This is a genomic window from Magnetococcales bacterium (assembly GCA_015232395.1).
Lineage (GTDB): Bacteria > Pseudomonadota > Magnetococcia > Magnetococcales > JADFZT01 > JADFZT01.
The window spans coordinates 65,079-84,390 of the sequence record JADFZT010000002.1; the positions used below are offsets into that span (position 1 = coordinate 65,079).

Sequence of the window (19,312 nt, forward strand, 5' to 3'; positions counted from 1 at the left end):
TCACTTGGAATTGGATCCATCCCATCGGCGAATCGGGTTGCCACCCGACCCGAGCAATTTTTGGAACAACATGCCAGATTTTTCCCTCTCTGATCCCATAACCACCCGCGACCCCCTGATTGCCTGGCTGGAGTCGGGCTGCAAACCCAAAGCCCAATGGCGGGTGGGGACCGAACATGAAAAATTCGGTTTCAACAAACGGGATCTGCGCCCGATACCCTATGAAGGCCCTTCCGGGGTGCGGGCGGTGTTGGAGGGGATGGCCGAGCGGTTTGGCTGGCAGCAGGTGCTTGAGGAGGGGCTCCCCATCGCCCTCACCAAAGGGGATGCCGCCATCACCCTGGAGCCGGGGGGGCAGCTGGAGCTGGCCGGAGCACCGGTGGACTCCATTCACCACACCCAAGAGGAGATCAACAGCCACCTGGGGGAGCTGGGGGTGGTTTGTCAGGGGCTTGATATCGCCTTTTTGGGGGTCGGGGTGCAACCCAAATCCACCTATGAAGAGATTCCCTGGATGCCCAAGGGGCGTTACCGGGTGATGCGGGAGTATCTGCCCAAAAAAGGCCGTTTGAGCCTGGAGATGATGACCCGGACCGCCACGGTCCAGGCCAATATGGATTTTTCCGACGAGCGGGACATGGGGGAAAAATTTCGCCTGGCCATGGCCCTGCAACCCCTGGTCACAGCGCTTTTTGCCAACTCACCCCTCACCAACGGTCAACCCAACGGTTTTCTCTCCTGGCGGGCGGAAATCTGGCGATTTACCGATCCGGATCGATGCGGCTGGCTCCCCTTTGTGTTTGAGGAAAATATGGGCTTTGAGGCCTATGCCGACTATGCGTTGGCTGCGCCGATGCTGTTTTGCTATCGGGGTGGGCAATATCAGGATGCCGGGGGGGTGCCTTTTGGGGAATTTTTGGCAGGACGTTTACCAGCTCTCCCGGGAGAGCGGCCCACATTGACCGATTGGACGCTACACCTTTCCACCCTTTTTCCGGATGTTCGGCTCAAATCCTATCTGGAATTTCGGGGAGCGGATGCCGGTAACTCCGCCACTCTCTGCGCGCTGCCCGCTTTCTGGAAGGGGCTTTTGTATCATGGTGACTCCATGGGGGCTGCGTGGGAGTTGGTTTCGGGGTGGAGCCTGCTGGAGCGGGAGGAGATCCATCGGATGGTGCCCAAATTGGGGCTGAGGACGCCGGTTCCAGGGGGTATGACCCTCCGGGAGGTGGCACGCCAAGTGCTTAAATATGCCCGGGCCGGTCTTAACATGCACAATCGCCGCAATGCCGATGGCTGTGATGAGGCGGTTTTTCTCCAGACACTGGAGGAGACTGCCGAGAGTGGTGTCACACCGGCAGAGCGCTTGCTGGAGGCTTTTCATGGCCGCTGGCAAGGGCAGGTGGATCCCATTTTTCGGGAAGAGGAGTTTGACTCGTTCCTGGCTCAATGTAGCTAAACCCTTTTGACTCAACAGCTCTTCGTTTGTAAATGAGAACGGTTTCGTGTTGAAAGCGAAAAAAAAGCCCCGGAATGATAGGGGGGGCACGAATACGTTGAAAAATCAGCCACCAGTCACTATGATTGCCCAGGTCTTAAGCTATCAAGTGATTTGTTTTCAATCACCGGGAGTGCCATCTATATGGGAACGACTGTCATTACTACCCTGGCCGCCCAGGATTCGTTACAACTGACCGGACCGGGTTTGGTCAAACTGAAGACAGCCAACTCCGTAACGCTCTCCAAGGTCGGAGCCGCCAAGTCCGTGGCCATGGTCAAAGCCCAGACCGGGCTTCTCAACGGCGGTGCTGGCGTGGCGTTGACCACCCTTGGTCCCATCCTGGGGATGGCTGTGTTGACGGTAGGGCTATATTGGCTGATCAAAGAAACCGCCGCACCCGATGCAGCGGTCCCCCCTGTGGCCGCCAAAACTATCGAAGAGCCTGCACAGAGTTGATGGTTGAAAAAAAGGCGGCCTTGACTGCCACATTTTCGTGGCCTGGTACATAACTAAAAACGTTTTTTTTTTTTTTGGTGGGAATGACTTTGATTATTCGGAGGCGCGTATCATGATTCCAAAAGCGGCTGGAGCAGCCAACAAGGCAGCGGGTGTACAGCTTCCCCCGGGCATGGGTCCCATTCCGCCGGGTGCTGAATGGGAGTTGCCGGAAGTAGCCAAGGCTGCAGCTGGTACCCCAGGTGCTGCTGGTCAGGGAGCCGGGGCCAAGGCGGCTGGTGGTAAAGGAGCCGCTGGCAAGGCAACTGGAGCGAAGGCTGCGGGTGCCAAGGGTGCCGCTGCCAAAGGAGCTGTTCCGGCAGCATTTCCGCCAGGTGTGGAATGGGAAGCACCGGAAGGGGCCAAAGCCGCTGCTGGTGCCAAAGCGGGCGGTGCCAAGGCGGGTGCAGCCAAAGCGGGCGGTGCTAAAGCGGGTGCAGCCAAAGCGGGTGCGGCCAAAGCGGGTGCGGCCAAAGCGGGGGGTGCCAAGGCGGGTGCAGCTGTGGCCCCCGGGGCTACCATGCCTGCCAATCTGCCCCCTGGTGCCGAATGGGAAGCGCCGGAAGTGGCCAAGGCCGCCGCAGGCAAGGCTGGCGGGGGTGGCAAGGCTGGCGCCATGGCCGCCAAAGGCAAGGCCGCGGGTAAAGGGGCTCTTATCACGGGGAATGGTACCGTCATGACCGGTAACGGTGGGGTGATGGCCGGCAATGGTGCTGCTGTTGCTGGTAAGGGTGCGGCAGCGACCAAAACAGCCGCTGCCACCAAGGCCGCTGCAACGGGAACTGGAGCCGCAGCCAAAACCGCAGCGACAGGTGGAGCGGTCTGGTCCGGTAAAAGTGGGCTGGGTTTGGGGTTGGGTTCTGCCATGGCACCGGTGGCTGTGGTGGGGCTTCTGGCTGCCTTGGGGGTTGGAATCTACAGCTACCTGAACAGCAACAAAGAATAATAAAAATCAAACGGAAACGTCGGGGGGGGTTTCTGATCGGTTGGTAACCATAAAAGCTCAATATAAACACTGGTGGGTGGGGATAAAATAATGGCGCAATCACTGAAAAGAAAAAAAGGCGCAAGAGGGCAAATTCTGGCACTCTTCAGCTATCTCAGCATTCTCTGTCTCGTTCCATTGATGTTCCATCGGGATGACGAATACATCTATTTCCATGCGCGCCAGGGGTTGGTGCTCTGGATCTGGGGGGTGCTCGCCATCTTTGGGCTCTACCTGCCGGTGGTGGGAGGCTTCTTTTTCAGCGTTTCAGTGGTACTCATCAGCGTGGTCTCTCTGATCGGCGTGGTTTCAGTGCTCCTCGGCAAGGCATGGCGTCTGCCTGGCCTGAGCCTGGTGGCGGATCAACTCTGATTCCAGCGCCCTCTTCCGGTGGATGATGAATCGGGAAGAAGGGTTGAATTTGGATCCAAAAAAGGCTTGGTGGCGTTTTGCGCCCCAAGCCTTTTTTTCGTTATATCGCCTTTCATCTAATATGAATTTTGGTTCAAACGATGAACTTAAGGCCATCGTTTGAGCTTCATTCAAAACCGAAAAATCTGCCACAGAGAGCACAAAGGCCACAGAGGAAAAGCATGAAAAACAGCTGAATATTCCGACCACTACCGGGCACGGGTTTTGGCTGGATTTTGGTGTTCTCTGCGTCCTCTGTGGCTAACCGTTTTTTTGTTCGACTCATCTGTTGCGCTGGAATTGGTCTAAATGGTACCTGCAATCCCGCTTTGCCGTCCTGATCCCTTGGGCGTGTGTCCCATTTTCAAATGGGAAGGCCATAGCCTTTTCAAGGGGACTTAATTTTTGTATCGGCGAATCATGACCGATTTGATGATCCCCTGTTTTTTGGCAACATCTCCCCCTTGATTGGCGCTCTCCTGGCTGTCAAACGGCCCTCCGTAGAGGCAACTCATGGGGGTGCCTTTGACCGAAACCGATTTTTTATAGGCGGGCACTTCCAGGCCCATGAGTTTGGTCAGCTTTTCGTCGGCAAACTCCGGGGTGGAAAAGCAGCCCATGGGCACAAAAAAACCGGTCTTGACCCCAAGAGCCACCGTGCTTGTGGCTGCTGGAGAGGGGGGCGTGGTGACCTTGGAAACCGCTCCGGTGGTCGTCCCTTTGGTTCTGTTTTGCCTGGTTGATGGGGCCGTAGCGGTTGTGGTGAGGGGAATTTTGGGAGAGGTCGATTTTTGGCTGACCGTCGTGGAGGAGCCGGGGGGGATGGCTGGCTGCTTTGATCCGTTGCGGACACTTTTGGATGGTGTTTGATCGGCTGCTTTTCCCTTGGTCCCGGGGAGTTTATTGGCCTGAGGGATGGCTTTCCCGGCGGTAGGGGAGGGCCAGCCTACCAAGGGAGGCTCTGTGGCATAGTTGATGGTGGGTTTTGGTTTGGCTTGGGCTGTTTTGCTCTGTTTTTCCTGGCTGGGGGCGGCTGTTGGTGAGGGCCAACCGACCAGAGGGGGCTCTTGGGTATAGTTGATGTCCGGTTTTTTTTGGGCTGGATTAGCTTTGTTTTTTTTAGCTTTTTTTTCTTCGCCGGGGGCGGTTGTCGGTGAGGTCCAGCCCACCAGGGGAGGCTCTTGGGTCAAGCTGTTGGAGGGGGTGCTGACGGCGCTTTGTTGAATCTCCAAGGTGGACCCGGAAAGTGCTGCGGCCATCTGGGTGTTGCTTTTCTCGGGTTTAGGGAAGGGTGTGGGGCTTTCAAGCCAGCGGATCAGCCCGGCACCATCGTCCCGAAAGTGGTTTTCAGCGATATGTCTGCTCTGAAGGAGGAGGGGGGCAGCCTCTTGGGGGCGGTTGTTTTTTTGCAACAGCCCACCCAGACTCATCAAAACCCGGGCTTTTTGGAGGTCGTTGGCAACCAACCGGCGGTTTTCCACCTCCAGGGCCTCGCTCAGAGCGCTGGCAGCCTGATTTGATTTGTCCTGGGCCATATAAGCCGCTGCCAGATCATATTGCATTTTCCCCCAACGTTGCAGCTCTGGATGGGGTTGGGCTTTTTGGATGGTGAGGGCTCGTTGCAGGTGGGGCAGGGCCTTGCTGTAGCGTTTTTGACCCATGTGAAACCGTCCCAGATCGTGGAGGGATTGGGCGACCAGGGGGTGGTTGCGTCCATGGGCTTTTTCCCGGATCGTCAGGGTCTTTTTAAAATAGGATCCGGCCCGGTAGATCTCTCCCCTTGCCAGATAGCGTTCGGCCAGGAGTTTGCTCCCCAGGGCGACCTCCTCCAGCTCTCTATCCAGATGGCGTTCCAGAATGGGCAGTGCCGACTGCAAAAGGGTGATTACCTTGGTGTGGGCCCGGGGGTCGGTCTGTAAATCAAGGGCCTGATGAAGGTGGGTTCGGGCCAGCTCCCGGTTGAACAGGGTTACCAGCCGATGATGGGCACCGAGTGTTGGTTTTAACCAACCGAGAAGATGTTTAAGCTGTTGTTCAACAAGGCCATAACGCCCTTTTTGGATGTCGATCCGGACCAGTTTCAGTCGGGTGTCCATCGCCTTGGGGTCGGTTTTGGCGTAGTGGCGTTCCTGAATGTTCAGCGCTTGTTGCAAGAGGGGCTCGGCCATGGATGGGCGGTCCAGGGTCAGATAAAGGTCAGCCAGCGCCAGCAGCGGGGCCAGGGTTTCCAGGTGACGGGGCCCCAGGGTGCGATGGGCTTGTCGCACTTTTTCCCATGCCCGGTTGAGTTGGGCCTGGTTCTTTTCAGTGGAGGGGGGAAGCTGATCGGCAGTGATGCCCAGGGGAGGCTGAAGGAAGAGCCCCGTCAGCAGGCCAATCAGGATCAAAAGGGAGATGGGGAGGGCTGGGCTGGTCATTTATGTGCAGGTGTCGGTGTTGTGTGTCAGTTGAGGCAGGCGGAAAAAAAGCGCGAAAATATCCGCTGCACAGGGCTTGTTGCAACAGGCTCATCAGAGAGAATCAGACGGCTGTTTTTATCCGCTGAGAGGGGGAAGAAATGCACCTTGAAGTCGGAAAAAAAGGCCCTCCTCCCTTTTTTTCCAATGATGCCCAAATGCCACTTATTCTACCATTGCCAAGGCTGGGTGGACAACTTGACATGCTTGGCTGTTTTTAACAATATACGGAACTACCCATAGAAGAGAGAGTTGGGCGCATTTGTCTCTTGAATCGCTCCTGGCTAACGGTTTTTTCAGGGTGGGTGTGACAGTTTTTGAGGGGGTGGGGCGTTCCACTTCTGAAATAGGGGGCTTTGGGTGGTTTGACGGCGCTGTCGTTTTTGGGCTTTCCAGACCACGCAACCTTTTGGATGGCGGCCAACGCCATCTGTTTCGATTGGGAACCCTCTGTTCGATCAGGAGGAGCCCCTCTCCGGAGTCCATTTTATATATCAACGCCATTTCGAACAGGTATAGGTCATGGCGGATCCAAGCCATTTATATTTTTCAAAGCGTTTACGTATCGGGCAGCCAGCCTGGAAACGGGGCACGGACATGGCCAGGGAAAGCAAAGGGAAGTCACTCATCAAGATCACCCCCCACTGGTTGGCGCGTTTGTATGACGGGAAAGCAGGCGCGGTTTTGCTGCTGCTGGTCTCTCTGTTTTTTCCCTTCCATAACGTAAATGCCGAAAGCTACGCCCTGGAACTCTTCCAGGAGGTGGCGGAAAAAGGGGATGCCAGGGCTCAATCCATCCTCGGTTCCCTGTACTACTACGGTGTCGGCCTACCCCAGAGTGAAGCCAAAGCCTTTCAATGGTATCGGGCTGCAGCAGAGGGGGGGGAGGGGCTCGCCCAGTTTAATCTTGGGGTGATGTACTATAACGGTGAAGGTACCAACCGAAATCGCTACGAAGCCCTGAAATGGTTTCATAAGGTTTCCGACCAGGGCATGCAACTGGATGAGACAGTCCCCGACGTGGTGAGTTGGGCACAGCTCAAACTGGGTTTCATGTATCACGACGGCAAGGTAACAGCTCCCAACGATGTGGAGGCCCTCTACTGGTTTCGCCGGGCTGCTGATCGAGGGGTTCCCCTGGCCCAATACATGTTGGGGCAGATGTTCCACAAAGGACGTGGTGCCCCTCAGGATGCTGTCAGGGCTTTCATGTGGTACGAACTGGCAACCCTTTCCGGAAATAAAGAGGCCAAGCAGGGGCGCAGCCAAATATTGGATCAACTAACGCCTGGCCAGATCGACCAAGGGCGGCAGATGACCGAAGAGTGGTACCGCAATACCGGCAACAAACGGGTCAACTGACTCTTGCTTTAGGGCCTGTTAACACTTGAGGCGAAGATCGTGTTTTTGCATAAAAAGGTATCAGGCAAGGCTTGAGGAACGCCGTTTGGTGACTCCAAACAAGTGACGAAAACGCAGCATGATGCCTTTTTAGGCAAAACCCGAAGGGCAGGAGGCCATTTGTTCCTAAAAATGGTCTCCTGCGCGACTTTGAATCAAGTGTTGACAGGCCCTAAATCCGGTCCCCCGGAATATTTCGATCCCAAACTCTTATAAGTCCAGGTGATCGTGAATGGTTGGATCGGTTACAGCCTGACCTCTGGGAAGGTCGGGGTTCCAGATGTTTTGTCGAGGATACCTTTGGGAGGGGAGATCGTCATGGGCAAAGATAAACAGAAGGATCAAAAGAAGAAAGATAACCCCTGGAAAAACAATGATTCTGAGGTAGAGATTGCGGTCGAAACCCAATCGGTCCAGGTGGAAAACCTGCTACCCGGCGTGGTCAATTTGCTGGGTGACATGGTGGGGGGAGTGGTGAATATGACCAAGAGTACCCTCAAGAGGATGGGTGTGTAGGGATCAGGGCTTTTTTCTCGCCCGGGCTATTTTGAACGGGAGCCCATTGCGGTTTCCTTCGAGTTGTTTTTTTTGAGCTATCCCAGGGGAGTGTTCGCTTCTCTTCACATTGCAGTGGTGACTGTCCGAGCAGATTTCCCACTGTTGGAAATCCCTTCGGCATGACATTTACAGGGTCTTTCCCAAGCTTGAAAAAGGCGTTCTGGCATGATGGCAAGAGGCTTGAAACCGAAAGCCAATACCCACATGAATCTTCAGGAATACCGAAGGCATCGGAAACTGCTCAGGAGAAAACGCCTGGAAAAGCTGTTTTTCAGTGGTCTGGCGGGATTGGTGGCTGTGGTGTTTTTTTCCTGGCAGCCGGATGTTCCTGCCACTTCTTCGCCTGCAACCCCTCTGGACCTGACTGAAACCAACCCGGTAGAGAGCACGGAACCAACTTCAGCAGTCGCTGTGACGTCGCCAGCGCTCACCAGGGGTGAAACCGGAGCCACTCAATATTCGACAACAGCCCGTGCTGCCTCTCCTGCCAAACCGGTAACAGCCCCCAGTCAAGGCATCAAACGCCAACCAGCGGTCAGCCAAAGAGCGCAGCGGCAGACGCGACCAGCTCCTTCAGCCCCTGTCGTTTCTTCCGCTTCCATGTCTTTTAGTGAAATCAACGTGATCCCGGGATTTCCTCCCATCGCCACAGGCCGCTACCTGATCCTGGCCGGTTCTTTCGGTAACACCCGGGACGCCGGGCGTAAATTGGCACAACTCACCGCCCAGGGGGTTCCCGCCCACATGCAGGAATCCCGGGGGATGGTGCATGTCAAGGTAGGGCCGTTTCAGCGGGAAGAGGAAGCCAACCAGGCGACCGTGCTGATCCGCAACCAGACCAGCAGTGATGTCCGCTATATCCATTCCAAATATAACTGGTGCGTGGCCGATTCCGGTAAAGGGGATGGTGTGCGGATGGTGAGTCGCTGTTCCTGATGGAATCTGTTCGAATTGCTGTAAGAAATGAGCGGGCTGCTTTAGACGCCAAACTGAGAGCCCAGGTGGGCTTGAATCGTCGTCAGTGCGTTTTTCGCCCGGTCCAGCAGTATAAAGGATTCCAGCTTTAGATTTTTTAGTAGATGCAGGTTTTCCTCGGTTTGGGGGCTGGCCGACTGCAATACCTGCTCCTTGCGCTTCAAGACCATTTCAGCCTCTTTGGCCGACTGCTCCAATATCGCCTTTTGTTCCTGATAGGCCTGCCAGGTGGCGGGGGAGTGGCTCTGGGTTTTATGCAGGTTCCAGCCCATCATGTTGGTGCGTAATACCATCTGGGTGGTCTCCTGGCAAAACTGATCGATATCCCCCAGCAGTTCCTCCATCTCCTGAATGATGGCGCTTTCCATTTTCCGGGCTCTGACAGACATCTCCTGAGCTTGGTCCAGCAACGCATTGATGCGGTCGCTGAAGACACAACTCTGGTCTCCTTCCTTGCGCACCAGGCTTGAAAATTCGTCCAACTCCACGCTGCAAACCCGGGAATAAATCAAGGATTCATCCCCCATCAACTGGGTGATCACCCACATTTCCAGGGATTCTGATTCGATCTCTTTCACCCGAACCTGTACCCCTTGAAGTTCGTTGATGCCTTTTTGTCGACAGGTTTCCGGAAAACGGGTGCAGATATCCGAGAGAGGATTCAACAGCTCCTTTTTCAGTTTCGGCAGGGTGGTCAGCAGGGTCTCTTTCAGCTCTGGAATAAAGCTGTAAAGCGCTTCCAGGTTTTCCAGGGAGTGCTTGTCGAGAAAGGCAAGCTCCTTGAGCCAGTTTCGCCGGGTATGGGAAAAAGAGGCTGCCGGGAGAATGATGGGGCGAAAAAAAATCGGGTAGAAAAAATGGTATACCTTTTTATGGTGAGACGATGAATCGGGCTTTTGCTCCTCAAAAAGCGCATAAGCAGTGAGGTCGGAGGGGGTCAGTTGGTTGGCTGTTTCAGCATTCTGGAGCTTTTTTTCCACCGCTTGGCGAGAAGCTTTCAGGCTGTCTCCCAGCTCTTGATGGCCTGAGTAGGTGAAACCATTTTTGGAATCAGGCGATGATTCCTGGCCAGGCTTTTTGATCCTTTTGCTCAGTTTTTCAAGCGTCTTTTTGAGCGCTTTTTGTTCTTCCAGATCGTCATCCAGGGGATCGTCGGCAAAATGGTGAACCTGCTCCCGAACCTGTTGCAGTTCCAGCAGGAACGATTCCCGATTGATTTTTTGCCCCAGGATGATTTTTTCGAACAGGGATAAAAAGGTGTTCTGCCCCAGCCCCTGATCGAAACGAAGACCGGGAAAAACATGCTGGATAAAGAGGGGATAAAAATGCTCTCGGCGTTTAAAAAAAAGATGGATCGCCCGCGCACGATCATTGTAGCCCTGCATGCCGTTGATGCGGGGGGCGCGGAACAGCCCCCGAATCCAATACCAGCCGTTCTCCAGGAAGCTGCGATCATCGGGTTCCTTGAGGTCGGGATCGATCTGTTCGATGCAGTGGAAAAAGGCGTTGCGTAACCCTGTTTCATTGGGGCAGGTGATCCCTTTCAAAATTTGGCGAACATCCCCTTGGTCAAAAAAATTGGCAGCATTGCGAATCAGCTGGGATTCCCACTCTTTTAACTTTTCCAGCAATATTTTCAGCGATTTCCGGTCTCGTTTGCCCTGATGGGCCGCCCAGCGTCCATAGACCAACGGGTCAGCCAGATCCATGCTGATGGAGAGTATGAAGATGAGGGTGAGCATCATGCCAGCCAAGGCCAGACCATAGGCCTCCACCAAAAACTGCTTCAACTCTTCAAAGCTTTTGTGGGTCGCTGCCGGAATCTGCCCTTTGCGCAGGGCATCGATAGCGGCAATCTCCGGAATGGTGAGGTGGGCATCAATGTCGTAATTGTTGAAATGGGCAGCCCCGGCTTTGTCCACCTGTTTGAGGAGCGCCACATGGCTTGCGATCAGGTGGTTGAGGGCTTCGGCCACTTCGGCAAAAATCTGTTTGTTGGCCTCCAGGCGGATCACCATGGTGGCGACGATATCATTGATCTGATAGTGCTCCAGGGTGAATACCCGATTGATCTCCCCTAAACTGTAATCCCCCATGTGCATCATGGTGTTGAGCCGGTTGAGGTCGGCTTCGATGATGGCTTCGGTTTCGGCCAGGTGGTGGGTATAACGCTCTTCGAGGGCGGTGATTTTGTCGAAGATCGAGGCCCTCAACTCCAAGTCTGACTCCTTCAGCATCCGGGTGATGTTTTGGGAGAGGGCGTGGTTGTTGTAGGTGAGGATGACATCATTGACCCCCGCCTCAAAACCGCCGTGGACGATAAAATGTTTGCCCCAATATCGCGGACCTTTGCGGGCATCGTTGCTGGAAGCGACCCCTTTGACCTCATCTTCGGGTACGAGACGGAATTTTTCCCGGGCCTGGCGGGTGGTTTGTACGAGGCTTGCCCCCAGATCTCTGAGGGAGGTTGGCTGGTCGGGATGGCGATGCCGGGGGTGTCCCAAGGCTGCCCGTACCCGCTCGCTGATCAACTGGGATTGCTGGGTTAGATCCCCTTGTTTGGAAATGATGGAGACGATGCCGTCATAGTTGGTTTTGATGGAGACCAGAGTCAGGAGGGTGGCCAGCACCATCCAGCGGGGGGAGCGTAAAAAGGCGTCCCGAATACCTCCCAGCACCTGTCCGGCTTCGGCCATGGCGTGGAAAATCCGCCCCTTGAAATCGAGAATGGCCGAGGAAAGCAGGAGTCCGGCTGAGATGGAGAGCAGATAGCGCGTCATTTCCGCCTGGCTGCCATCGAAGAGTCCTCCCAGTTGCTGGGAGATTATGGACAGCTGTAAAAGGTCGTTCACCCCACGGGCCGTGGTGATGGAAGAGCCGAAAAAGAGCAAGAGCGCCAAAGGCAAACGCCCTGCTACGAGCCACTTGCCCAGGGTCTCCAGCACTCTTGCGGCGATCCCCGGTTTGCGACGGGGGCCGAACCAAATGTCACGATAATGGCGGGCCAGAGGGACAATCCCGGGCTTGCGCCGAGAGAGCTTTCCCACCAGGTGGTCAAAGAGATTATTGGCGGCGGTTAGATTATGGCGAAAGACAAGCCGGGTCAGTTCATAAAAAGGATTGCCAGTGAGCAGGCGTTCATCACCGGTTTGGAGAGCCTTGCGGAAGGTGATGAGATGAAAGTGGGTGGCCCCTTCAGTCTGGGGATCGGGGGCTGCTTTAGAGGGGATGGGGGAGGGGGGGGCTTCCTGGGAGGGCTCTGCCCTGTTTTTAATTTTGGAGAGGTTGAGCTCATCCGCCAGATTGCGGCGCAGGTGATCCACGACCTCTTGAGTGCGTTGAATATCCTTGGGGTCGGTCTGCTTTTCCAGATGGCCATGGCCGGGTTTGGTGGGAATGACCCGAATGGGGTCACCGATGTTGCTTTCCGCCTGAAAAAAGCCATCCACGACCCGACCGAAGGTTGTGAAAAGTGGGTTGGGTTTTTCGTCGGCGTTGGGCATGGTCGGTTTATGGATGGCCATTTGGTCAAATAACTGGGCGCTACAGGCTCCCCTTGAGAGCAGGATCAGCAGGTCATCAAGGGGGGTAGGTTGTCAAATTCATGTTAATGAGTCAATTGAAGTTACGATTGTAGCGATTAATTGCCCACACCAATCTGGAGCCCCATGGCCGCCATCAATCGTTTGACCCGCCCCTGAAGGGTGATGGCTTCGGAACGCAATTCCATCAGATGGATGCGCAGGTGTCTCATGGTTATGGAATCATTGAACAGGTGCCTGTTTTTGGTCTCAGCGATGGTGGCCAGTTTTCGTGAGGCTTCCACCAGGCTGGGCTGATGTTGACGATAATTTCTGAGGGATTCCTGAGAGGTGTCGGTCATCTCCTGCAGCTTGCGGCCCCATTGTTCGATTTTTTGCAACATGCGGTTGGTATCCTGAAGATAGTCATCTATTTCAGCCGATAGCTTATGGCGCTCCTGGAGAGCTGGATCATTTTGCGGCTCAGTAGGGATGTTCCGGGGAGAGGTGGGGCCAGCCTGGGTGTTGGCAATGCGTGTGCTTCCTGCTATGGAGTTGGATTGTGCACTGGCGGAATTGTCCGGGCCGGGAAAGGGAATGGGAGAAAATAGACCTGGATCGTTGCCGGGGGATTGAAACGGGCTGGCAGAGGGCTCGATCAGGGAACTCTGGACCTCCTTGACCCGTTCCAAAACCGACCGGGACTCTTTGGTTAATTCCGTCAGCAATCGCAGGCTTTCTTCGGCACTGGCGTGGGAATCACTTTCGATCTCGGCGAGTCTTTCCAAAATGGCCTGGGCCATTTTTGGGGCCTGCTCCACCAATATTTTATTCTCTTGAAAGGATTGCAGGGGGCTAGAGGGTGTGAGCTGTTTTTTTTGCAACTCCCACCCCCGCATGGTGATGGCCAGGGTGGCCTGAATCACCTCTTCGCAATGGTTGCTTACCTGGGCGGCCAGGAGATCCATTTGCAGAAAGCTTTCCGATTCCAAAGTCTGGGCACGCTCCAGGGTAGCCATGGTCTGTTCGATCAAGCTTTGAATCCGGTTGGTAAAAACCGATGTCTCCCCTTCTTCCTGGCGCACCAGGCTCGACATTTCGTCGAGATCCACGATACAGACCCGAGAGTAGAGTAGTGCCTCATCCCCCAGCAGCTGGGAGACCCCCCACATTTCCAGGGTCTCCTTTTCGATTTCAAGGTAGCGTGTTTGCAGATCTTGTGCGGTCTGGAAAAGCTCTGCCTGTTTGGGATCATTTTTAAATCGATCACAGATTTCCAGCAGGGGCTCCAGGGAGGCTTGCCTGATTTTGGGCAGGGTGGAGAGCAGTGTTCGTTTCAACTCCGGAATAAAGCCATAGAGGGCTTCCATGTCGTCGAGGGAGTTTTTGTCGAGGGTGGCGATCTCCTCCAGCCAGCCCAAACGGTTGTGGGAAAAGGGTGGGGCTGGAGGTAAAAAGGATTTCTGAAATAAAAGATACCGGAAGCGTTGAATGGATTTCCGTAATTTTCGTTGAAAATTCCGTTGGTTCGGTTGGCTTGGTGGGGTGGTTTCAGTATAGGCCTCTGCCAAGAGTTCCTGTAGATGCTCCCCGCTTGGAAAATGGTTTTCACTTTCAAGATCATCGTTGCCAGGCAGCAGGTGGGGGGGCAAATTTGGTTTGTTTGCGGGATGTGGGAAATTTTGTATCAGGGATTCATCGCCGATCCGGACGATGGTATCGGTTAATATTTTGTGTTCATCCAGTTGTTCCACTATCTCCACTTCGGCTTTGGCCTTGCGCTGCCGGGCTTTTTGCAGCTCCAGCGGGAACTGTTCCTTCTTCTGCTTTTGTCCTGCTGCGGTCAAAACCAGCAGATCGTGAAAGGTGGCCTGGCCCAGTCCGGAGCTTATTTCCACGCCAGGCAGCAGAAGCGAGATTAATTTGGGAAAGTGGAGATCCCGGCGTTGTATCAGGTCGTGGATGGTCGCCACCCGGTCGTTATATCCGGTGATGGTATTGATGCGGGTATTGCGAAAAAGCGACCGGAACCAGTGCCAAAAGCGTTGGAGAGGCGTTCTTTCTGCTGGATGTTTCAGGTCGGGATTGATCTCTTCCAAGAGGGAGAGATAGTCGTTGCGGATGCCGTTTTCGTTGGGAAAAGTCAGCCCCTTCAGCGCTACTTGCACATCGGGGCGGTTAAAAAAAAGCTTGGATTGATGGACAAAACCGTTTTCCCACTCTTTCAGGGTTTTAAGGGATTGGGGAAAGATCAGTTTATCCCGAACGCCCCGCCGTGCGGTCCAGCGCCCATAAATCAGGGGATCGGCCAGATCCATGCTGATGGCCAGTGCAAAGATGAGGGTGAGGAGCAGGCTGGCCAGGGCCAAGCCGTGGGCCTCTACCAAATAGTGCTGCAACTCTTCAAAATTTTTGTGGGTGGCTACCGGAATTCGGCCTTTGCGCAGGGCATCAATGGCGGCAATCTCGGGAATGGTGAGGTTGGCCTCAATATCATACTGATTGAAACGGACGCCACCGGCCTTGTCTACCTGTTTGAGTAGGGCCACGTGGCTGTCGGTCAACTGGTTGAGTGCTTGGGCCACTTGGCCAAAAAGTGCTTTGTTGGCCTCCAGGCGCGCGACCATGCGTGTCACGATGTCGTTGATCTGGTAATGCTCCAGGGTAAAAACCCGATGGATCTCCCCCAGGGAATAATCTTGCGCCCCCATCATGGTGTTGAGCTGTAAGAGGTCCTGCCCGATAGCGGCTTCGGTGCGGCTGAGGTGATCGCGATAGCGTTGATGGAGGCGGTTGATTTTGTTGCTGATAGAGGTGGTCAGATCCAAGCCCGACCCTTGCAACATGCGGGTGATTTCCTGGGAGAGGGGCAGGTTGTTAAAGGTGAGGATGACATCGTTGACCCCGGCTTCAAAACCGCCGTGAACGATAAAATGTTTACCCCAGTAGCGTGGACCTTTGCGGGCATCCTTGCTGGAGGCGACTCCTTTGACCTCATCCTCAGGCACCAGCTGAAATTTTTCCCTGGCCTCCCGGGTGGCTTGTTCGAGGCTCGCCCCGAGTCCTCTTAAGGAGGTGGGGTTGTTGGCGTCGAGGGTTCGGGGATTTCCCAAGGCTCGGCGCACCTGTTCACTGATCATCTGGGACTGTTGGGCGAGATCCCCTTTTTTGGAAATGATGGAGACAATGCCGTCATAGTTGGTCTTGATGGAGATCAGGGTCAGGAGGGTGGCCAGCACCATCCAGCGGGGATTGCGCAAAAAGGCATCCCGGATGCCTGCCAGCACCTGCCCGGCTTCGGCCATGGCGTGGAAAATCCGTCCCTTGAAATCGAGAATGGCCGAGGAGAGCAGGAGTCCGGCTGAGATGGAGAGCAGATAGCGGGCGATTTCCGCTTGGCTGCCATCAAAAAATCCTCCCAACTGCTGGGAAATCACGGGCAGTTGCAAAAGATCGTTCATGCCCCGGGCGGTGGTAAGGGAGGAGCCGAAAAAGAGAATGATCGCCAGGGGTCTGCGCCCGGATATCAGCCATTTCCCAAATGTTTCCCATAATTTATCAAAAAGGGTCTCCCGTTTTTTGGATCGACGCCAGATCTCCTTCAAGGGCCGGGAGGTGCGTACCCGTTTGGGCAGTTGGGAGGTGGAGGTGGCGTGTTGTAGCTGGTCGAAAAGGTTTTTCAGCCCGCCTAAAACGTGCCGGAAAATGAGCTTGGTCAGTTCGTAGAAGGGATTTCCCTGGAGCTCTGTTTCGTCCTTTGCCTTGACCGATTCCTGAAAGATTTGAAAATGATGATTGATCTGTTCTTCAGCGACCGCTTTTTCGATTTCGTCGGTGGAGGGTTGGGACTGTTGCTGGATGATGTGGTGGAGCTTTGATTCCTCTTTTTCCCGTCTGAGAATGCGCCGCAGATAATCCACGGACGCTTGGGTTTTTTTCAGGGCTTTGGGATCAACTGTTTGGCTGAGTCGCAGGGATTCGTTGTGGGTTCCCGGCAGGCTGCTTGTGGCATCTTCTTCTTCTTCTTTGGGGAACACCGAGATGGAATCGCCGATTTTGTTTTCGGCAGCAAAATAGCCGCTGACCAGTGAGCCATAGGCTGCGAAGAGGGTGTTTTCTTTGGCGGTTTGGTTCGACATGACGGGGAAACCTGATGGATCCTCCGGCCACGCACCCCACCTTGATTGGTCTGGTGGGGAAAGGGCAATGGGGTGGGCGAACGAATAAGCGCCGATTGGATGGTCGATCTTTCGATGTTTCAGCAATCATCCAAAAAAACAGTTTAGCGTCAAACTGCTGAAGTTGATAGATCTGGCCTTGGGGTGGGTCGACTGGGGGAGGATCCTGGGGAAGTGAGATAAATTTTCAGAAAAATAAGGGGATGGCTGAGATTGTGGCGGTTGGTCATGGGGTGGGGTTGGCGTGGACCAATCCAATCGGGCATCGCAGTTGCATGGGTTTTCGCACACAAGGAGCCTCTTGCCGAAAGAAATCAGGAAAATGGATCGGAAGGGGAACCTGATGGATGAGAATGAATCTCAATATCTGAATGCGTATTGATTTTAATCGTACTTTTCAGGTTGTGTCCCCTCACCAGAGCGACCCAAGGAAGGAAGCGTTAGTATGAACCCCTGGCAAAAAGTGGCTCGGAGTGTCACTGATTCCAATACTACCCCCCAGTTTTTTGACTTTGTGGATCATTTTTTGGGGCGTCTTGAAAAGTCCTGCCCAGAGGGTGTCAGCGCAGGAGAGGCCCTCAATTCGGTTTACAAGGAGGCCAGAGAGGAGGGGGTGGATCCAACCATTTTGGCGTTGATTTTGAGAGAACGCAAGATGGCGGCAGCATTGGACCAGCTTTTGGGCTATCCTGAAGAGTGTTTGATGGGTTCTTGAGCGGGTGCGGCTGAGAGATTGTTTTTCTGTTATGGCGTTTTCGGGATGATTTCCCTGTAGAGTCTGGTGTTTGTGGGTGGATCTTTCCTGATGAGCTGATGATTTGTTTGGAATGAGGGGGGGAGTTCATGATTGTCGATCTGGAAGCGGCCTCAGCAAAGCAGGCCTATTTTTTGTTGTCCAAAACCCTGATTCCCCGGCCCATCGCCTGGGTGCTTTCGGAAAACTCCCAAGGGGGATTGAATCTGGCCCCCTTTTCCTATTTCAGCGGGGTGTGCAGCGATCCGCCGTTGCTGATGCTCTCCATCGGTAAAAAAAGCGATGGCACACCCAAGGATAGCCGCGCCAACATTCAGGAGCGTCGGGATTTTGTGATCCACATTCCTGATCGTCCGCTGCTGAAAAGTATGGTGGATAGCTCCGGGGAGTTTCCTGAAGAGGTCTCGGAGGTGGAGATGTTGCAGCTGGGGGTGAGCGATTTTCCCGGCTCCAGGCTTCCCCGCTTGACCGACTGCCCCATCGCTTACGGCTGCACCCTCTACCGAATCGAGGAGATCGGACCCAAGGGGCAGGCGATGATCCTGGGTGAGGTAAAAACTATCTATATGGCGGATGAGGTCGCGGAGGGTGATCCTGCCGGGCGCATTCAGATCCACACGGATCGAATAGATGTCTTGGGTCGCTTGGGAGGGGATGAATATTACGCCAACGGCAAAATCCTGAGAGTTCCCCGCCCCAAATAATCAATGACTCCGGCTTGTTCCTAAGAGCCTTTCCCCCCTGGTTCCCTATTCAGATCAGGGGCGGGCCCTTCCCTCCCTGGTTTCGATGATCCAGAGATTTCAAATAAGACGTATGGACTGGGCTTGTTTGAAATTTCATTCCAAGCAATTGATAATTAAATATAAAATTATGTCTTGTTGTGTTGGACGGTTTTAAAGTTGGTTGAAAAATTGGGTATGGGTCCATTCTTTTTTTTCACATTTATTGGAAAATGGTTTCAGGTTTAAAATGGCAAAAGGGAGAGGGAAAGTGCTTTGGGGAAGGATATGACCAATCAACGCAGCGTTCTCATCACCGGCTGCTCCACCGGGATCGGTCGGGTGGGGGCGGAAATATTGCGGCAGCGGGGGTGGCGGGTGTTTGCGACCGCTCGCAAGCCGGAAGATGTAGCCAAGCTGAAAGAGGCAGGGTTCGAGAGTTGCCAACTGGATCTGGATGAGGTGAACTCCATCCGCCAGGGGCTTGCGTGGGTGCTGGAGCGGAGTGGGGGAACACTCGATGGCCTGTTCAACAATGGTGCTTACGGTCAGCCAGGAGCAGTGGAAGATATCACCATCGAGACGCTGCGGGCTCAATTCGAAACCAACGTTTTCGGCACCCACGAATTAACCCGGCTGGCGATTCCGGTGATGCGCCAGCAAGGACATGGCCGCATCGTGCAAAATTCATCGGTGCTGGGGTTTGTCTCACTGCCCTATCGCGGGGCTTATAATGCCAGCAAATATGCCCTGGAAGGATTGTCCGATACCTTGAGACTGGAACTGCACGGCACCGGGATTCACGTCTCCCTCATTGAGCCCGGTCCCATCACCACCCGCTTCAGAGCCAATGCCCTGGCCGCCTTCCTGAAAAATGTCGATACCGAAAATACCGTTCATAAAGAGAGCTATAAACGCCGCATCGAAGAGCGCTCCAAAGAAGGCGAGACCGGGCGCTTTTCCCTGCCCCCGGAAGCGGTAGTTAAACACCTGATCCACGCCCTGGAATCCCCCCATCCCAAGGCAAGCTATTATGTCACTTTTCCCACCTACCTTTTTGGCTATCTCAAGCGGGTGCTGCCGCGAAAATGGCTGGACCGGATCCTGATGCGGGCTTTGTGAGGTTTGATGGGTGATTGGATGTGCGGTTGGGATGTAAGTCAAAATCAAAAGAAAAAATCAAAAGAAAGATCAAGACCTTGGGGGCCAGCCCCCAATCCCAGGGACTCGTCAAAGTCAGCGGAAGAAGCCTGGAAATCCATCGGTTCTAAGCTATGCCGCTGAGACATTCCGAGGCTGTCAGATAGGGTAAATCCTTGTGGGGCCAGAGGTTGCGTGATTTGATCGCCGATGGC

13 protein-coding genes are annotated in these 19,312 nt (G+C 54.5%); 10 read left to right on the plus strand and 3 right to left on the minus strand.

All coding sequences use genetic code 11. From position 1 onward, the window contains the following. The first annotated feature begins 70 nt into the window (after positions 1-70). The 4 genes from HQL52_01110 to HQL52_01125 all read left to right on the plus strand — a co-directional run bounded on the left by HQL52_01110 (position 71) and on the right by HQL52_01125 (position 3,353). Positions 71-1,459 (plus strand): glutamate--cysteine ligase, encoded by a 1,389-nt coding sequence (locus tag HQL52_01110; GenBank protein MBF0368033.1) that lies wholly within the window; start codon positions 71-73, stop codon positions 1,457-1,459. A 183-nt stretch (positions 1,460-1,642) separates the two neighbouring features. Beyond that, complete coding sequence (locus HQL52_01115; protein ID MBF0368034.1) at positions 1,643-1,957, plus strand: hypothetical protein; 315 nt, start codon at positions 1,643-1,645, stop codon at positions 1,955-1,957. Between the two features lie 112 nt (positions 1,958-2,069). Next, positions 2,070-2,942: a hypothetical protein gene (locus HQL52_01120; GenBank protein ID MBF0368035.1), complete on the plus strand. Its 873-nt coding sequence runs from the start codon at positions 2,070-2,072 to the stop codon at positions 2,940-2,942. 90 nt (positions 2,943-3,032) lie between these two features. Then, positions 3,033-3,353: a hypothetical protein gene (locus HQL52_01125; GenBank protein MBF0368036.1), complete on the plus strand. Its 321-nt coding sequence runs from the start codon at positions 3,033-3,035 to the stop codon at positions 3,351-3,353. Between the two features lie 437 nt (positions 3,354-3,790). On the opposite strand, the gene HQL52_01130 is transcribed toward HQL52_01125, so the two are convergent. Continuing rightward, entirely contained in the window at positions 3,791-5,809 is a 2,019-nt protein-coding gene (locus HQL52_01130) for a tetratricopeptide repeat protein (GenBank protein MBF0368037.1), read from the minus strand. 636 nt (positions 5,810-6,445) lie between these two features. Between HQL52_01130 and HQL52_01135 the strand changes: the two genes are divergently transcribed. From HQL52_01135 to HQL52_01145, 3 genes are all read left to right on the plus strand, one after another. Then, complete coding sequence (locus HQL52_01135; GenBank protein ID MBF0368038.1) at positions 6,446-7,210, plus strand: sel1 repeat family protein; 765 nt, start codon at positions 6,446-6,448, stop codon at positions 7,208-7,210. Positions 7,211-7,567: 357 nt separating this feature from the next. Continuing rightward, positions 7,568-7,765 (plus strand): hypothetical protein, encoded by a 198-nt coding sequence (locus HQL52_01140; protein ID MBF0368039.1) that lies wholly within the window; start codon positions 7,568-7,570, stop codon positions 7,763-7,765. 207 nt (positions 7,766-7,972) lie between these two features. After that, positions 7,973-8,743, plus strand: a complete 771-nt coding sequence (locus HQL52_01145; protein ID MBF0368040.1) for an SPOR domain-containing protein — start codon at positions 7,973-7,975, stop codon at positions 8,741-8,743. Positions 8,744-8,784: 41 nt separating this feature from the next. On the opposite strand, the gene HQL52_01150 is transcribed toward HQL52_01145, so the two are convergent. Both HQL52_01150 and HQL52_01155 read right to left on the minus strand, forming a co-directional pair. Beyond that, positions 8,785-12,285 (minus strand): hypothetical protein, encoded by a 3,501-nt coding sequence (locus tag HQL52_01150; protein ID MBF0368041.1) that lies wholly within the window; start codon positions 12,283-12,285, stop codon positions 8,785-8,787. A 137-nt stretch (positions 12,286-12,422) separates the two neighbouring features. After that, complete coding sequence (locus HQL52_01155) at positions 12,423-16,442, minus strand: hypothetical protein (protein MBF0368042.1); 4,020 nt, start codon at positions 16,440-16,442, stop codon at positions 12,423-12,425. A 484-nt stretch (positions 16,443-16,926) separates the two neighbouring features. On the opposite strand from HQL52_01155, the gene HQL52_01160 reads away from it, so the two are divergent. The 3 genes from HQL52_01160 (at position 16,927) to HQL52_01170 (ending at position 19,079) form a co-directional block, all read left to right on the plus strand. Continuing rightward, positions 16,927-17,196, plus strand: coding sequence for a hypothetical protein (locus HQL52_01160; protein MBF0368043.1), 270 nt, complete (start codon positions 16,927-16,929; stop codon positions 17,194-17,196). 128 nt (positions 17,197-17,324) lie between these two features. Continuing rightward, positions 17,325-17,939 carry a flavin reductase family protein gene (locus tag HQL52_01165; GenBank protein ID MBF0368044.1) on the plus strand — a complete coding sequence of 205 codons (615 nt, stop codon included), beginning with the start codon at positions 17,325-17,327 and terminating at the stop codon, positions 17,937-17,939. A 306-nt stretch (positions 17,940-18,245) separates the two neighbouring features. Next, positions 18,246-19,079, plus strand: coding sequence for an SDR family oxidoreductase (locus tag HQL52_01170; protein MBF0368045.1), 834 nt, complete (start codon positions 18,246-18,248; stop codon positions 19,077-19,079). The last annotated feature ends 233 nt before the right edge of the window (positions 19,080-19,312 follow it).

Bases quoted from the DNA above. Each gene is read 5' to 3' on its own strand.
- HQL52_01110 (MBF0368033.1), top strand. From the start codon at position 71: ATGCCAGATTTTTCCCTCTCTGATCCCATAACCACCCGCGACCCCCTG.
- HQL52_01115 (MBF0368034.1), top strand. From the start codon at position 1,643: ATGGGAACGACTGTCATTACTACCCTGGCCGCCCAGGATTCGTTACAA.
- HQL52_01120 (MBF0368035.1), top strand. From the start codon at position 2,070: ATGATTCCAAAAGCGGCTGGAGCAGCCAACAAGGCAGCGGGTGTACAG.
- HQL52_01125 (MBF0368036.1), top strand. From the start codon at position 3,033: ATGGCGCAATCACTGAAAAGAAAAAAAGGCGCAAGAGGGCAAATTCTG.
- HQL52_01130 (MBF0368037.1), bottom strand. From the start codon at position 5,809: ATGACCAGCCCAGCCCTCCCCATCTCCCTTTTGATCCTGATTGGCCTG.
- HQL52_01135 (MBF0368038.1), top strand. From the start codon at position 6,446: ATGGCCAGGGAAAGCAAAGGGAAGTCACTCATCAAGATCACCCCCCAC.
- HQL52_01140 (MBF0368039.1), top strand. From the start codon at position 7,568: ATGGGCAAAGATAAACAGAAGGATCAAAAGAAGAAAGATAACCCCTGG.
- HQL52_01145 (MBF0368040.1), top strand. From the start codon at position 7,973: ATGATGGCAAGAGGCTTGAAACCGAAAGCCAATACCCACATGAATCTT.
- HQL52_01150 (MBF0368041.1), bottom strand. From the start codon at position 12,285: ATGCCCAACGCCGACGAAAAACCCAACCCACTTTTCACAACCTTCGGT.
- HQL52_01155 (MBF0368042.1), bottom strand. From the start codon at position 16,442: ATGTCGAACCAAACCGCCAAAGAAAACACCCTCTTCGCAGCCTATGGC.
- HQL52_01160 (MBF0368043.1), top strand. From the start codon at position 16,927: ATGAACCCCTGGCAAAAAGTGGCTCGGAGTGTCACTGATTCCAATACT.
- HQL52_01165 (MBF0368044.1), top strand. From the start codon at position 17,325: ATGATTGTCGATCTGGAAGCGGCCTCAGCAAAGCAGGCCTATTTTTTG.
- HQL52_01170 (MBF0368045.1), top strand. From the start codon at position 18,246: ATGACCAATCAACGCAGCGTTCTCATCACCGGCTGCTCCACCGGGATC.